This is a genomic window from Sphingobacterium humi (assembly GCF_009768885.1).
Lineage (GTDB): Bacteria > Bacteroidota > Bacteroidia > Sphingobacteriales > Sphingobacteriaceae > Sphingobacterium > Sphingobacterium humi.
Window position 1 is genome coordinate 91735 of record NZ_WSQA01000003.1, and the last position, 15736, is coordinate 107470.

A 15736-nucleotide genomic window follows, 5' to 3' on the forward strand; every position below is an offset into this window, starting at 1 on the left:
GTCAGGGCTTTTTTTATGCAATAATTTTTGATAATTTCAAGGCTATGAAAGCGATACAAAACCCCATATGGTTGATGAGTTCAGCCTACGATAAATTAGACCAAGCCGAACTGTTAGACGTGGCCGTGGCCAACAAGGTGCAAGGCATCGACCTCTGTGTGTTCCGCGAAGACGGAACCCGGGAAGATCATACGGCAACCCATTTGAATTATGAAGGCTTTAATCCGGATGCCGCCAAAGAAACGATAGACCGCTTCAATGCCAAAGGTTTGGGCCTATCCTTAGGGGCCTTTGAAAATATGATCGGTGGTGATGAAGCGGAACGCGTAAAGAACCAGAACCACCTCCTCAAGCTTATTCGTATTGCCTACCTGCTTGGAGGCGATGAAAATGATGTGAAGGTAGGAACCTTTGTAGGCTATAACCATCAGTTGGGCAATGAGATCGATGGCTTCCAGAAAAACCTGGAAGAATACCAACGTATCTTTACGCCTATTATTAAGTATGCCGAAGACCTGGGCGTAACGGTAGTGTATGAGAACTGCCCGATGGAAGGCTGGCGCTCGTCTCGTTACAGCAGTACCTTTAATAACCTGCCGGGGGTATTGGCAGCCCGCAAGCTGATGTATGCCCTCATCCCTAGCCAGGCACACGGCGAAATATACGATCCTTCGCACGATATCTGGCAAAACATAGATCCGGTAGAGGTGATCAAAGCAATGGATATAAACCGCTTAAAACGCGTCCACGTAAAAACTACCAAGATGAACCATAATGCAGCCCGTATCGAGTGGGGCGGTATGTATCCGATGCAACAGGTAGACCCTGCCTTGGCGGCAAAAGCCGGTGTCAGTACCCCGCAGCACGATTGGGATCGCCATCATTATACCGCTATGTTGCCCGGCTTTGGCGGTACTGACGATATGGATTGGAATGCCTTCGTCAACATCATTCACGAGCGCGGCTTTAGCGGCCCGTTTGAAATCGAAAACGAAGCGAAAAACTCCAAGGATACCCAAAATATGGCGGCCATCAACCAGGGCGCACAGGCCTGCGTCAATTTCTTAGCCCCTTTATTATGGGATCTTCATAGCGATGGGTACCATTACAGCAATCCAGCGCCTTTAAAACAGGTGCAGCGGAAGGATATACCCGTGGTCGATATGGCGCATCTCAGTAAATAAAGGCAGGTTTAGGCCAAAAGCATAAAAAAAGAGTAGGGGAACCTACTCTTTTTCTGCATGTATCTTAAATAAAGCAATCAAATCTGGAATGTTGTGCACGCCAAGTTTCTCGAATATACGGCTCTTGTAGGTGCTGACGGTCGAGGAGCTTAGGTTTAAGCGGCTCGATACCTCAATAATGCCCAAGCCTTCAATCAAGTGGCGGGCCACATCCATCTCCCGGTTAGAGAGCTTATATAAAGGGTTCAAGCTATCGATTTTCGATTTGCTTGTCGTTAACTTTTGTACATATAAGTCTTTTATGGCGTCCGACATGTACTTACCCCGCTCAAAAATACTGTTGATGGCGTTGGTAAATTCCGTCATGCTGGTTGTTTTGTTTACATAACCTGCTGCACCCGCTTCAATATAGCGCAGGGCGTAAAGGCTTTCATCATAAGAAGAGAAGACCAAAATCTTCAAATCCGGTTGGATCCCGAGTAATTCCTTGATGACCTTGATGTTATTTCCGCCCGGCATGTTGATGTCCAACAAGAGCAAATCAAAGTTTCCGTTTGATAATTTGGCATAAACTTCATCATAGGTTTCAGCATGTACAATCTCCGTGTTCTTTAATGTCTCTTTAATGGCTGTCGATACGCCCAAACGAACAATGATATGGTCATCAGCTATTAGTATTTTTTTCATGTATCTGCTGTTACTTTCTGGTCTTGAATATATTGTTTTTTAATAAACTTTTCGCTACTGTAAGCAACTTGTTGCAAAAAGAAGTACCAGTTAAATTATTAATTCAAATATAATTAATTTAAATAGACTTCCTTGTTATTCTCGCTGTTATAGTATATAAATATAATAGTTTATTCGTTTTCGTCCATGATAATATTAAACATTTTTCGCGAACAACCACTTTTAGGTATATTTTGATAGGTATATTTCGTAAATTATTTTAATATATGGCAATAAACCGCTTTTTTTGTGCTTTGCACTAATGTATTTTAAAGCAACAACAAAGTTTTTTCACTTAACAGCTTAATTAAAATTATGGGTTTTTTTAAAGAGTTTAAAGAGTTTGCCATGCGTGGCAGCGTCATCGACCTTGCTGTCGGTGTGGTTATCGGTGGTGCCTTTGGCAAAATTGTTACCGCTTTGGTTGACAATATCATTATGCCACCAATCGGTTACCTCACTGGAGGAATTGATTTCTCCAGCATGAAGTATGTGTTAAAAGAAGGAAATGAAGCTGCCGGTGTTGCCGAAGTAGCCATTGGGTATGGTACATTTATTAATGTATTGATCCAATTTATCATTATCGCTTTCTGTATTTTCTTGGTCATTAAAGGGATCAACTCGTTGAAGCGCGAGAAACCTGCAGAGCCGGAAGCAGCGCCTGCGCCTAGTAAGGAAGAAGCCTTGTTGGCGGAAATCCGCGATATCCTAAAGAATAAATAAGGACATTTTACCATTTAAAAAGCAAATTATCGGGGTTCTATGCCTCAATAGTTTGCTTTTTTTATTATTTATGATTTCACTGTTGCGGAATTGTGAAATAAACTTTATTTTTGCATTCCTCTTCGGAGGGAGAAATTGATTAAAAGTATTAAAACAAGCATAAGAGCGTCATGAAGAGAACATTCCAACCTTCACAAAGAAAAAGAAGAAATAAACACGGTTTCAGAGAGCGTATGAGCTCTGCAAATGGTAGAAGAGTATTAGCTTCTCGTAGAGCTAAAGGTAGAAAACGTCTTTCGGTTTCTGACGAAGGCCGCCACAAAGGGTAATCTATTCGGTCTCCGGTGAACAGTGGGCCGAGCTTAAATGTGCCGGATCTATTCATGGAGATGAAAAAATATACATTTACTAAAGAAGAACGATTATGCAGCAAAAGGTTGATAGACGACCTTTTCCATAATGGTTCTTCTTTTGTTGTGTATCCGTTCCGGGTCATCTATAGCGTAGCTACCGACGCTTTGCCCCAACCTGCACAAGTTATTGTTTCTGTTTCCAAACGTCGTTTTAAGCGGGCCGTTATGCGCAATCGCTTGAAGCGCTTGTTGCGTGAATGTTATCGCTACGAAAAACAGGAACTCTATACGTTTTTGAACGAACATTCCCTACATTTGCTGTTGGCCATACAGTATGTTGCTAAGGAGGAAATCCCCTTTGCCGAACTGCAGGTCAAGATGAAACAGCTAATGCTAAAATTAACTCATGAACTTGCTGCGCTTCCTATGGGAAAAGATCATTAAGAAACCTTTACAGGTTCTCTTTTTGTTGATTATCCGCTTCTATCAGCTATTTATCTCACCCTTCCTGGGTGCCAATTGCCGATATACGCCCACCTGTTCCCAATATGGTAAAGAAGCCATTCAAAAATACGGCCCTTTTAAGGGCGGCTGGCTTACCATCAAACGCATCGTCAGTTGTAATCCCTGGGGTGGTCATGGCCACGATCCTGTACCTTAATACATCATGTCAGCTATCTATATCCTATCCATTGAAACCGCCACACCATTGTGTTCGGTGTCCCTTGCTAAAAACGGAGAAACTATCCATAGCCTATTAGGCCCCGAGCCCAATATGCATGCCAGCTCCTTAACCTGCTTTATCGAGCAGTTGTTAAGCGAGGCGCAGGTTAGTATGCAGCAATTGCATGCCGTAGCGGTAAGTAAAGGACCGGGTTCTTATACGGGTTTGCGCATCGGCGTGTCAGTTGCCAAAGGCTTATGCTACGCCCTGGATATCCCCTTGATTGCCATCAATACCTTAGATGCCATGTTTATGGGCTTCCGACAACAGTATTCCCAAACGGAAGGAAAACAGTTGTTTTTACCGATGATCGATGCCCGTCGGCAGGAGGTTTATACTAAATTGCTGCAAGCTAATGGCGAGCTGTTGGAAGAAACCAAAGCTTTGATTGTCGATCGGCAGAGTTTTGATACTTATTTGGCAGAAGGGTATACACTGATCTTGTTTGGTTCGGGTGCTGATAAGTTTGAAGCGTTATTTCAAGGCGAGGAGCGCATTCAGGTTGTTCCGGCATTTGATAGTGTAGCAGGTTTTCAAGATGCGGAAGCCTATGCCAAGTATCAGCAGGGTCAATTTGAAGATGTGGCTTATTTTGAGCCTTATTACCTGAAAGAATTTATGCTGAGCACGCCGAAGAAGTTGCCATTCTTATAGCCATTTTTTTCGCTTAAACCAGATGTAAATAATCAGGGAAAGCACAAACATGGCCCCGATAACCATCGGGTAGCCATAATACCATTCCAGTTCAGGCATGAATTTGAAGTTCATGCCGTAAACCCCCACGATAAACGTTAAAGGCATAAAGAATACCGAGATGATGGTCAGTGTCCGCATGATCTCATTGGTATGGTTGGATTCGATATTGAAATAGATCGATAAGAGCTGGGCAGTATTCTCGCCAATATTCCGATACAGGGTGCTGGTCCTTGAGTACAGGTCGCGCAAATCTTGCGTATAGATGTTCTGGTATTCCGGCATATGGAAATAATCGACAATATCCTTGTAGAAGGTCAGGATAATCCGAATCAGGTCAATCTGTCGCTTCAGGTAATACAAGCGCTTCAGGAAGGGCTTACGACGATTGTGCAGGAAAACCACCTCCTCGTACTCATCTAGCTTAACCGATAGGTTGTTCATCACCTTGTTTTCGAAAGTCTTTAGCGAAGAGGATACCAAGGTGTTGATTAAGCTCTTGCTCGATTTAAACTTCTTATTGCTTTTATCCAAGGCTACTAATTCCTCCAACATCGGGATTTCATTGCGATGGGCGGTGATGAGGAAGTCTGCATCGTAAAAAATAGAAATCCGATTGGTGATTTCCACCATTTGATCCGAGCTCTCCGGGAAGTCCTCGGCAATGAATCGGATAATCAGAAAATGGTAATGGTCAAATTCCTCAATCTTAGGCAGGTGTCCCGTTTCCAGGCAGTCCTTAATCGAAGCGTCGTTGAGGTTATAGCGAGGTTTTAAGGTCTCGAAATCAGCCATAATCGGGTTCACGATGTCAAACCAATCGAAGCCATGTTGCTCTTTGTATAAAATTTGTCTTACCATAGTACAATGCAGCTTGAAATTAATCAGTTTTTAGGGAAAATCAAAGGGAAAATGTTAAGGCTTGCTATGGTTTTTGATTAAGACAGCTTTTGTGTTGAAGCATTTTAGATCCCTTTCACTCCCCTTTCACAGCCGTATTAATCCCCTTTGCAATGGGGTAGGAAATGGGGGAGGTTGGGGTGGTATTAGCTTTTCTTCTTGCTGTCATCGTGCTGTCATCGTGAGCGGAGTCGAACGACTGGTACGTCAATGCAATCAGCAATACCGACTCCATTTCATTACCGTCCAATAAATTTTGCAAACATTTTGCCCTCTCACGATGACAGTACCTAGTACAGCACGTAATAACGCGCTCTAGAAGCGAGTGACAGTACGTAAAAAAGCGTCATAGCAGGGCGATGATAGCAAGTAATAAAACGCCATGGCAACGCGATGGCAAATTGATGGCAAGGTGATCGTACTGACGTACCAGTCGTTCGACTCCGCTCACGATGACAGCACGATGACAGCACGATGAAAAAGTGATTAGAACAAAACAAAAACAGGCCAATGGAAATCTCCATTGGCCTGCCTTTTCGCAAGTAGTATTACCTGCTTATTTTTTCTCTGCGGCTTGCGTAGCTTTGTATTCTTTGTTCAGTTCGCCGATTACAGATTTTGTGATATCTGCGTTTGGATCTGCGTAAAGCACAGCAGGGTTTGTTTTAGAGTAAGTTAACACGAATTTATACCCGTTTTCTTCGGCGTGTTTTTTCAAGTAATCGGTGATGCTGGTATACACTTTATTGAATTCGGTGTTTTCATCTTGCGCGATGGACTGGCTCGCGTTTTGGTCTAGGCGTTGCAATTCTTGCTGACGTCTTACCAAACGCTCTTCTGTTGCTTGGCGATCTGTTGCACTCATGGTACCGGCTTTTTGTTGGTAGTCGGCAACTTCACGTTGGTAAGCTTGGCTTTTAGACTGTAGGTCGGTTTGTGCTTTCTTCACTTTAGCTTCCAGCTTCGCACGGATATCTTTGAAATATTGGTATTGCTCTGAAAGAGAGTCAGAATTTACATAAACAATTTTCTCTTGTTTTACTTCGGTGCTGCTTGTTGCGGCAGGTGCTGCCGGGTTTGTTGCTTTGGTTTCGCCTTGTTGATTACATGCAACAACCGCTGCTGTCGCTAACACCCCTAGTGTTAATTTTACTATTTTATTCATTCTGCTGTGTTTTTCAATTTTATAAACGACAAACCTAAGATAAAAAAATTAAATTTTATAGTGGCTGGCGGAAAAGGCTGAAAAAAAAGGATGTGGATATGTGCAAAAAAACTCCCGGAATATAGCCTTCGTTTTAGGGGGATAAGGTTTGATAATTAGCTTAATTTTTCGTATTTTTGAAAGTTAAACAATGTAATTCTAAGGTATTTTCATGAGCGAAGAAAATAAAAATCCATCAACGTATTCAGCAGACAATATTCAGGTATTGGAAGGTTTGGAAGCTGTGCGTAAGCGCCCTTCCATGTATATTGGTGATACCGGTGTGAAAGGCCTCCACCACTTGGTGTATGAGGTAGTGGACAACTCGATTGACGAGGCAGTAGCTGGCTATTGTGATAATATCGTTGTCACCATTACCAAAGAGAATGCTATTTCTGTACGCGATAATGGTCGTGGAATTCCAACAGGAATCAATAAAAAAGAAAATAAATCAGCCCTAGAGCTTGTAATGACTGTATTACACGCGGGGGGTAAATTTGATAAAGATACCTACAAGGTGTCTGGCGGTTTGCACGGGGTAGGTGTATCCTGTGTGAATGCCCTATCTACCTTGTTACGTGCGGAAGTACACCGCGAGGGCAAGATCTTTGTCCAAGAATATCAAAAAGGAAAACCGCAGTTTGATGTTAAAGAAATCGGAACATCGGATGTGACAGGTACGATTGTGACCTTCTTCCCGGATCCGGAAATCTTTACCACCACCACGGTTTTCAATTACGATACCCTGGCGAATCGTCTTCGCGAGTTAGCTTTCTTGAACAAAGGAATCCGCTTAACCTTGATTGACGAACGCGAGACCATGGACGATGGCAGCGTTAAGCAAGACGTGTTCTTCTCGGAAGGTGGTTTGCAAGAATTTGTAAACTTCTTAGACGGAACACGTTCATCCATCATCAGCCACCCGATTTATGTGGAAGGTATCAAGCAAGGTGTGCCAGTTGAATTGGCCTTCCAATACAACGATACCTATTCTGAAAACGTGCATTCCTACGTGAACAATATCAATACCATTGAAGGAGGATCTCACGTTGCGGGTTTCCGTCGTGGATTGACACGTACCTTGAAAAAATATGCGGATGACTCCGGCCTATTGAAGAACTTAAAAGTCGATATCGTAGGGGATGACTTCCGAGAAGGATTGACGGCGGTAATCTCCGTTAAAGTTGCCGAGCCACAATTTGAAGGGCAAACCAAAACCAAACTTGGAAACTCCGAGGTGATGGGCGCCGTAGATATGGCGGTAGGTGAGATTTTAAGTTCCTACTTAGAGGAGAACCCGAAAGAAGCGAAGCTTATTGTGCAGAAGGTGATTGTTGCCGCACAGGCACGTGCCGCAGCACGGAAGGCAAGGGAGTTGGTGCAACGGAAAACGGTAATGGGGGGATCAGGTCTACCCGGTAAATTGGCCGACTGTTCCAATAACGACCCGGCAAAATGTGAGCTATTCTTAGTCGAGGGAGACTCGGCGGGTGGTACCGCAAAACAAGGCCGCGACCGGATGTACCAAGCGATTATGCCGTTGCGTGGTAAGATCTTGAACGTGGAAAAAGCCATGGAGCATAAGATCTATGAAAACGAAGAGATCAAGAACATGTTTACCGCATTAGGCGTAAGCATCGGAACAGCGGAAGATTCCAAAGCTTTAAATACCGATAAACTTCGCTACCATAAGGTGATTATTATGACGGATGCCGACGTGGATGGTTCGCACATTGCAACCCTCTTGTTGACTTTCTATTTCCGTTATATGAAGGAATTGGTAGAGCGTGGCTTCGTTTATATTGCTACCCCGCCATTATATATGGTGAAGAAAGGGAAGGAATTTGAATATGCCTGGACAGAAGATCAGCGCTTAGCAGCGATTCAACGCTTAAAAGGTGCCGGTAAAGAGGACTCTGTACACGTGCAACGTTATAAAGGTCTTGGTGAGATGAACGCGGAACAATTGTGGGAAACGACGATGGATCCGGAAAGACGTACCTTACGCCAAGTAACGATTGAAAATGCCGCAGAATGTGATCGTATTTTCTCGATGTTGATGGGTGATGAAGTTGCACCACGTCGTGAGTTTATCGAGCGCAATGCAAAATATGCGAAAATTGATATTTAAGCCTTAGGCTTTCGAAAATACCCTGAAACAGAACAGACCAATCCGCAAGATTGGTCTGTTCTGTTTTTTTTATGGCAGATTTATTTGGTGTTGGACATAAAAGCGATATCCTTGGTTTCCAAGATGTGCTTTGCATAACCGTGAATGCTGACATTAATCATGGCTTTACCCACCTCTTCGAGGGTGAGGAAATAGCTGCGGTTAAAGGGGCGTAAAATAGGGTATAAGCCCGTGATCACTTTTAATATTCCTTTTACATTCTTCGCATTTTTGAAAGGCTTCATAAAAGCCGGTCGGAAATTATAAACCTGTAGGGGCAGCTTTAGCAGGTCGTTTTCTGTTTTTCCTTTTACCCGAGCCCACATGCTGTTTCCTTGTTCGCTACTGTCGGTGCCAGCTCCGGAGACGTAGCAGAATATCCCTTGGGGTTTTGCTTGGGCATAGGCTTGCGCAAAATTGAGGGTAAGGTCGTAGGTCGTTTTCTTATAGTCTTCCTCCTTCATACCTAGGGAAGAAATACCCAAACAAAAGAAGCAGGCATCGTAGTCTCTTAGTTCTTCCTGCAAACCATTCAGGTTAAAGAAATCGGGCAGCAAGTGCTCTTTTATTTTGGGATGCTGATAGCCGATAGGCTTCCTATTGATCAGGAGAATCTGTTCTACCTGCGGGTTTTGAAGGCATTCCTGTAGTACCCCTTCGCCCACCATGCCTGTTGCACCGGTGATGATTACCTTTATTTTCATGTCGATACGGTTTGAATGCGAAAAACTTATGCTGTACCTGAAAACCCTGCTCATTATTCGCTCCTCTAATTTGTGTGATCTAAAATAAAACAGGTACAATTTTTCTTTATCAAATCTTGTACTAGAAAATGGAAATGGGAACGCAGTTTTGAAAAAAAATAAAAAGAGCCTTCAAAACCTTCTGTTTTGTAGTTGTTAAGTGGCAATTATCACTAGGTTGCCAGCTAGAGATGCCGAGTGCAAACGATTTAAGGGGCTGTTATGAATCGGTTAATCTTTGCTCCTGCGATGATTTTTAGGCTAGGGATGCCTTAAATTATGGGTGAATTAGCTCTGTTTCTATGCGTGTCTTGTGCTATACCCTATTGACCCTGCTTGCCTATAGTTGCGTTTGGCAAGCTGTTTCACAGGAAACATCGGAAGAGTTGACCGAACTGCAGCAGCAAAATCTTCCCGATGAGGAACTTGCAGATGGCTATTCCGTAGAAGATTGGGAGGCCATAGCGGTCTATTTAAAGCGGCCATTAGACCTCAATACTGCGAGCCGCAGCGAGCTTGAAGCTTTATTTTTTCTGCAAGCTTATCAAATTAACCAGTTGCTTAGCCATCGGGAAGCCCTCGGGCCATTTTCATCCATGCTGGAACTGCAAGGTATACCTTCTTTTGATGCGCAGACTATCCAAATGCTATTGCCTTATGTGCGCATAGGGCAGGGGAATGCGCTAAAACAGGTAAGGGCCCGGACGGGGCTTGTAAAGGGCTATATGATGCTGAGCTATCAGCGGCAGTTGGAGCTTGCCCGTGGCTACCAGATCAGCGATCCGAAGCGGCTGAAGTATTTGGGAAGCCCCGACCGCGTGGCTATCCGTTTAAGGCAGCAGCTATTGCCCCATGTGCAATTCAGTTTGCAAGCCAAGAAGGATGCCGGGGAGCCCTTCGCCCGCTATGGATTAAAAGGCTTCGATCATTACAGTGCTTCTGTTTTTGGTAAGGATATAGGCCCCTTTAAAAAGTTGGTAATCGGGGATTATCATATGCAGATTGGGCAAGGGTTAAGTCTATGGACAGGTGCTTCCTACCATGGCGCAGGAGTGCTAGGGCGCGCCATTCGCGTGGGTGCAGGCCTGCGCCCACATTCGGGTTTAATGGAGTCGCGGTTTTTACGTGGAGCAGCCTTTACTTGGCAGCAGGGCAATTTTTCTGTTAGCCCTTTTGTTTCGTACCATCACCTTACCGCAAGGGTAGATGCAGCGGGCGATGCACCTATCGTTCGCAGTATTCAGTACAGTGGTTTGCATCGTACAGCCACGGAGCTTCGAAACAGGAAGGCTCTGAGGCAAGGTTTGTGGGGAGCCTTAGGGCAGTGGGAATCCCAGGGCTTCCGCCTCGGCCTTACCTATATGGGAACTAGGTTGCAATATCCGCTTGTGCCCCAGGATCGACCTTATCTTGCCGGGCGGTTCCGTGGAAAGCAGCTGCATCAAGTGGGTTTGCATAGTCACTTTTCCTGGAAGAATCTCTTTTTCTTTGGGGAAGCGGCACATGCCCTAGGTGCAGGAACGGCCTGGCAGCTGGGGCTGTTGGCGGCCTTGGGACCTTCCTGGTCGGCCAGCTGGAGCTATCGCAGCTATGATCCGGACTATCAGCATTTCTATGCGCAGGGCTATGGACAGCAGGCCAGCTTAGGGAATGAGCAGGGCTTGCAGCTATCCCTATCGTTTCATCCTTCGCGAAAATGGGAGTGGCATAGTTCCTTGGATATGCAGGACTATCCTGCGCCACGCTTTCGAGCGCGCTTCCCCAGCCGGGGTTGGCAGGCCTATAGCCAAGTCCGGTACATCTGGTACAAAAAGGGCTATCTATCCCTGCGGGCACAGTGGCGCAAGGGCGAGGAGAATTTTGCAGCGATCCTAAAGCGGGAGGAAGAGCTGGCTGTTATGCAAAAGCGGCAGCTGCGGTTTCATGCGCAATATCAGTTGAGCCCAGCTTGGGAGTTTTTGCAACGCCTGGAAGTGCTTCACTTTCAGAAGGACGGCGAAGCGCAGCAATGGGGTCGTTTGATTTACCAGGAATGGCAATGGACCAGTCTTAGCAAGCGCTGGCGTACCGGTTTTCGATTGGCCTATTTCTATGCCGATAGCTATCAAGCCCGCTTATTTGCCTATGAACGCGATGTATTGTATGCTTTTTCTTTTCCATTCTTTTATCAGGAAGGTTTTCGTTTTTACCTCAACCAGCGTTGGGTATGGAATAAGCGGCTTAGCATTTGGTTTAAATATGGCTTAAGCCATTATGTGGGTTTAACGGAAGTGGGAACGGGATTAGATGCCACCTATGGCAATCAGCGCAATACCCTGAAACTTCAAATCCGTTATCAATGGTAAGCCCCCTTGTTTCCCTATCCTTTAAAAGCCTGGCTTTTGTGCGTCTATTGGTGCCTTTTATGCTTGGCATTGCGCTGTCTTATTGGGGGATTTTGAGCGATACTTCCTTAGTGTTCTTGCTGGCCATGCTTGCGGTTGTCCTTTTGCTTTTACAGACCATCGGGAAAAGGCTGCCAAGGGAGCTTGTTTATTTTCTGCTGATTTTTCTGCTGGGGGCTTGGCATGGCTTAGCACAGCTTCGTCCTTCGGTTTTAGGCCAAGTGGAAGGCCGTGCATCTTGGATAAGCCTGATTGAAAGCATGCCTATAGAAAGGAGAAACACTTGGCAATTACAGGTGCGTATCTTGGGTTATTACCAAAACGATAGCCTTCATGTTTTTAGGAGGACGCCAAAGCTGCTGGCACATTATCATAAAAACAAAAGCATGGAACTGGAAGCGCCCTGCCAATGGCAAATGGCTGATACCTTAATCATCTGGGGGAAGCCTCAAGCTTTAAGTCCAGCTAAAAACCCGAAGGCGTTTAACTATGCGGCCTATTTAAAACGGCAGGGGATAAGTGCGCAGCTATGGTTTGGGCCGGGCTCCTTTCAGCATAAAAAAGGAACAGCGAATTGGCCCTTCACTGCTTTTCGTGCAACACAACAGCAGCAGTTGTTTCAGAAGTTGCAAAGGTATTTGAAAGAACCTAAGCATGCCGCTATTGCTGCGGCCTTCAGCATTGGTTATCGTTCGGATTTAGATCCTGCTACCTTGCAAACCTTTATCAGCACGGGAACTATTCATATCCTCAGTGTGTCTGGCATGCATGTCGCCCTTTTGTGTTTGTTTATCAATTTCTTGTTGAAACCCTTGGACCTTCTTCCGGCGGGGAAAAGCTATCGCTATGTGCTATCCATGGCTTTGGTTTGGCTCTTTGCCTGGCTTTGCGGCTTGGCCGCGCCGGTACTTCGGGCTAGTTTGATGTATAGCTTTTGGCTGTTGGGCCGCTGGCTGTGCAAAGATCAACAGGGCTTGAACATCCTGGCTTGTACTGCTTTTTTACTCCTGCTTTTCGATCCTTTGCTGCTGTTCGATATTGGCTTTCAGCTTTCCTATCTGGCTGTCCTGGGAATTATGCTAGGCTACCCCTTGGCCAAGCAACTTTACTTTCCTAAGACCTATGTCCTGCAGCAAGTCGTAGCCATTGCCTCCATCAGTATGTCTGCGCAGTTGAGCACCTGCCTGCTGCTGCTCTATTATTTTCAACAGTTTCCAACCTATTTCCTATTGGGGAATTTATGGATGAACCTGCCGGCGAGTATAATCCTGATTGTTGCCTTATTGTTGATGGGCAGCCCTTTCGAAGGACTCAATACATGGCTAGGTTTGGTATTGGATAAAAGTATAGCCTACAGCCTGCAGGGGCTCCGTTGGCTGGAAGGGCTGCCTATGGCCAATGTGCAGGGGATTTATGTGAATGCCGGACAATTGCTGCTGGGCTATTGCCTGTTGTTCTTGATTTTGATGGCCATTCGCTTTCGTTCGGCTAGGCTTTGGAATGGCAGCATGCTACTTGCGCTAGGTCTTCTAGTTTGGATGCAGGTAAGCCATTTGGAGAGAAAGCAAACTGTAGCCTGCAAGGTTTACCAGGTAGGCAAGGAGCTTGCTGTTTCCTGGATAGACCAGGGTAGGGTTCAGCTTTTTAGCAGCTATGATTCTTTGCAGCAGGTAAACCTTCGGTTTTCAACCTGGGCGGATTTGGGGCAATATGCACAGGTTAGGGATATTCATTTTACCCAAGTACCGAAGGAGCGAAATGTGATCCTGCAGCTGGGTTCTCAAAAAAGGATGTTGATTTGTAATGAACGTTGCAGCTATTCTCAACCTGTAGATTGGGTGTTGCTGCGGCATAATGCACGTTGGAAGGAGCAGGATTTGCCCAGGGCTTGCATCCTATTGGATGGGAGCAATTCAAACCTCTATATTCAGGAGTCTATACAGAAATTAACCCGTCTAAACCGCTCGTACTACCTATTGAAGGATAATTTTGCGTATGTTTGGAAGAGATAAACGCATGGAACAAACGAGTCTTTCGATCTTAAAGCAATACTGGGGTTTTGATAAATTCCGACCCTTACAGGAGGAAATTATCCATGAAGTATTGCTAGGTAAGGACACCTTGGGCTTAATGCCTACAGGTGGGGGCAAGTCTATTTGTTTTCAAGTGCCTGCCCTGTTAAAAGAAGGGATATGCATTGTCATCAGTCCCTTGATTGCCTTAATGAAAGATCAGGTAGAAAACCTGCGCAAGAAACAGATTCCAGCGATTGCCATCTTCTCGGGGATGTCGAAGCGGGAGATCGATATCGCCCTGGATAATTGTATTTTCGGCAATATTAAATTCCTATACCTCTCTCCAGAACGTTTATATTCAGATTTAGTGCAGGAGCGTATTCGCCATATGAAGGTGAACCTCTGGGCGATTGATGAAGCCCACTGTATTTCGGAATGGGGCTATGATTTTCGTCCGGCCTACTTGGAGTTGAGTAAGCTTCGGGAATTGCACCCCAAGGTGCCTATGCTTGCCTTAACCGCAACTGCCACACCCGTTGTGGTGGATGATATTCAGGAAAAGCTGGGCTTCCCCGAGCCCAATGTGTTTAAAAAGAGCTTCAGACGGGAGAACCTGGGCTACATGCTTTTTAATGAGGAAAATAAAATGGGGCGCATGCTCAAGGTCATTAAAAAGATGGGGGGAACGGGGATTGTGTATGTTCGGAATCGAAGGGAGACCCAGGAGGTTGCCCGCTACTTGCTGAACCATGGGGTACCCGCCGATTATTACCATGCCGGTATGGAAATGGCCGATCGGATGCAAAAGCAGGAGGCCTGGACGAAGAACAAGATTCGGGTTATTGTGGCCACCAATGCCTTTGGCATGGGGATCGATAAACCGGATGTACGTTTTGTGATCCATTTAGATATTCCCGATTCCTTAGAAGCCTATTACCAGGAAGCTGGCCGTGCCGGTCGGGATGGGAAGAAAGCCTATCCGGTTTTACTGTATCAGCAGGCCGATCGGGACGAATTGTGGGAGCATGTCGAACTCAGCTTTCCGGACTTTAAATTTATTCAACAAGTTTACCATTACCTAGCGAATTATTTCCAGATTGCCTTGGGTGCAGGGCAGGGGATGACCTTTGACTTCGATGTGGTGGAGTTTGCTAAAAAGTATAAATTGGAACTGCTGAAATGCATGAGTGCGCTGAAGTTTTTGGAACGCGATAAATGGCTGTCACTCACCGAGGCGGTGTATATTCCGGCGCGTATAAAATTTGAAGTAGACTTTCAGGAGCTCTATAAATTTCAGGTGCGGAGTGCCAACTACGATAACTTGATAAAGGCGATCCTGCGTATATATGGTGGTGTCTTCGATTATTATGTGCCGATCAATGAGTTTGAATTGGCCAAGAAGATTGGAAAGTCTATCGATGAGGTGCGACATATGTTTCAAATGATGCAGCAGTATGAGATTGCCAGTTATTTGGCCAAGACCGACAAGCCTCAACTGACCTTCTTACAAGCGCGCGTTGACTATAAAAACCTCCATATCGATATGGGTTTTATTGCCCAACGGAAGGAGTTTAAGAAGGAGCAAGTCAAGGCCATTTACCATTACTTGGATACGAAGGACTGCCGAAGTTTGGCCTTGCAGCATTATTTTGGCGAGGTCAGTGAGGAGCCTTGCGGGGTGTGCGACTTATGTGTAACCCGCAACTTTAAAACGGAACAGGCCGAGAAAATAAGATTGCAAATTCAACAACGCTTATTGGAGAAGCCCATGACCTTACATGAGCTGATTGATTCCTTGGAAATAGGGAAAGAAGACATGCGCCTGCAGGTGCTTCGGAACCTCCTAGACGCGAAAGAAGTCGTCCTCCACGAGAACCTTTATTCCTGGCCTGTATTCTAAGGTCAGCATATACGCTA

General features: G+C 45.3%; 14 protein-coding genes. 10 read left to right on the plus strand and 4 right to left on the minus strand.

Features of this window, described 5'->3' with window-relative positions:
• Positions 1-44 precede the first annotated feature (44 nt).
• Positions 45-1184 carry a sugar phosphate isomerase/epimerase family protein gene (locus tag GQF63_RS04595; protein ID WP_160367940.1) on the plus strand — a complete coding sequence of 380 codons (1140 nt, stop codon included), beginning with the start codon at positions 45-47 and terminating at the stop codon, positions 1182-1184.
• A gap of 42 nt (positions 1185-1226) precedes the next feature.
• Here GQF63_RS04595 and GQF63_RS04600 read toward each other — a convergent pair whose 3' ends face one another.
• Positions 1227-1871, minus strand: coding sequence for a response regulator transcription factor (locus tag GQF63_RS04600; protein ID WP_160367941.1), 645 nt, complete (start codon positions 1869-1871; stop codon positions 1227-1229).
• 354 nt (positions 1872-2225) lie between these two features.
• On the opposite strand from GQF63_RS04600, the gene mscL reads away from it, so the two are divergent.
• From mscL to tsaB, 5 genes are all read left to right on the plus strand, one after another.
• Positions 2226-2633 carry a large-conductance mechanosensitive channel protein MscL gene (mscL, locus tag GQF63_RS04605; RefSeq protein ID WP_160367942.1) on the plus strand — a complete coding sequence of 136 codons (408 nt, stop codon included), beginning with the start codon at positions 2226-2228 and terminating at the stop codon, positions 2631-2633.
• A 170-nt stretch (positions 2634-2803) separates the two neighbouring features.
• Positions 2804-2962, plus strand: coding sequence for a 50S ribosomal protein L34 (rpmH, locus tag GQF63_RS04610; protein ID WP_160367943.1), 159 nt, complete (start codon positions 2804-2806; stop codon positions 2960-2962).
• A 60-nt stretch (positions 2963-3022) separates the two neighbouring features.
• Complete coding sequence (locus GQF63_RS04615; protein ID WP_160367944.1) at positions 3023-3430, plus strand: ribonuclease P protein component; 408 nt, start codon at positions 3023-3025, stop codon at positions 3428-3430.
• The gene (gene yidD / locus GQF63_RS04620; RefSeq protein WP_160367945.1) at positions 3393-3647 is read left to right on the plus strand and encodes a membrane protein insertion efficiency factor YidD; all 255 of its coding nucleotides are present in this window, start codon (positions 3393-3395) and stop codon (positions 3645-3647) included. Before GQF63_RS04615 ends, yidD begins: the two co-directional genes overlap by 38 nt.
• Before the next feature lie 6 nt (positions 3648-3653).
• Positions 3654-4364, plus strand: a complete 711-nt coding sequence (tsaB, locus tag GQF63_RS04625; protein ID WP_160367946.1) for a tRNA (adenosine(37)-N6)-threonylcarbamoyltransferase complex dimerization subunit type 1 TsaB — start codon at positions 3654-3656, stop codon at positions 4362-4364.
• Here the strand turns inward: tsaB and GQF63_RS04630 are convergent.
• Together GQF63_RS04630 and GQF63_RS04635 are read right to left on the minus strand one after the other, a co-directional pair.
• Positions 4359-5264, minus strand: a complete 906-nt coding sequence (locus tag GQF63_RS04630) for a CorA family divalent cation transporter (protein WP_160367947.1) — start codon at positions 5262-5264, stop codon at positions 4359-4361. The two genes, tsaB and GQF63_RS04630, sit on opposite strands and share 6 nt — an antisense overlap.
• A gap of 595 nt (positions 5265-5859) precedes the next feature.
• Positions 5860-6468 carry an OmpH/Skp family outer membrane protein gene (locus GQF63_RS04635; protein ID WP_160367948.1) on the minus strand — a complete coding sequence of 203 codons (609 nt, stop codon included), beginning with the start codon at positions 6466-6468 and terminating at the stop codon, positions 5860-5862.
• Between the two features lie 211 nt (positions 6469-6679).
• Here GQF63_RS04635 and gyrB point away from each other — a divergent pair, with 211 nt between their 5' ends.
• Positions 6680-8638: a DNA topoisomerase (ATP-hydrolyzing) subunit B gene (gene gyrB, locus GQF63_RS04640; protein ID WP_160367949.1), complete on the plus strand. Its 1959-nt coding sequence runs from the start codon at positions 6680-6682 to the stop codon at positions 8636-8638.
• Between the two features lie 80 nt (positions 8639-8718).
• On the opposite strand, the gene GQF63_RS04645 is transcribed toward gyrB, so the two are convergent.
• Positions 8719-9381 carry a Rossmann-fold NAD(P)-binding domain-containing protein gene (locus GQF63_RS04645; protein ID WP_160367950.1) on the minus strand — a complete coding sequence of 221 codons (663 nt, stop codon included), beginning with the start codon at positions 9379-9381 and terminating at the stop codon, positions 8719-8721.
• Between the two features lie 341 nt (positions 9382-9722).
• Between GQF63_RS04645 and GQF63_RS04650 the strand changes: the two genes are divergently transcribed.
• The 3 genes from GQF63_RS04650 to GQF63_RS04660 are packed head-to-tail and all read left to right on the plus strand — an operon-like array spanning position 9723 to position 15719.
• Positions 9723-11765 (plus strand): helix-hairpin-helix domain-containing protein, encoded by a 2043-nt coding sequence (locus GQF63_RS04650; RefSeq protein ID WP_160367951.1) that lies wholly within the window; start codon positions 9723-9725, stop codon positions 11763-11765.
• Entirely contained in the window at positions 11759-13816 is a 2058-nt protein-coding gene (locus tag GQF63_RS04655) for a ComEC/Rec2 family competence protein (protein ID WP_160367952.1), read from the plus strand. The genes GQF63_RS04650 and GQF63_RS04655 overlap by 7 nt, the downstream gene beginning before the upstream one ends.
• Positions 13800-15719 (plus strand): RecQ family ATP-dependent DNA helicase, encoded by a 1920-nt coding sequence (locus tag GQF63_RS04660; protein ID WP_246163310.1) that lies wholly within the window; start codon positions 13800-13802, stop codon positions 15717-15719. Before GQF63_RS04655 ends, GQF63_RS04660 begins: the two co-directional genes overlap by 17 nt.
• Positions 15720-15736 lie beyond the last annotated feature (17 nt).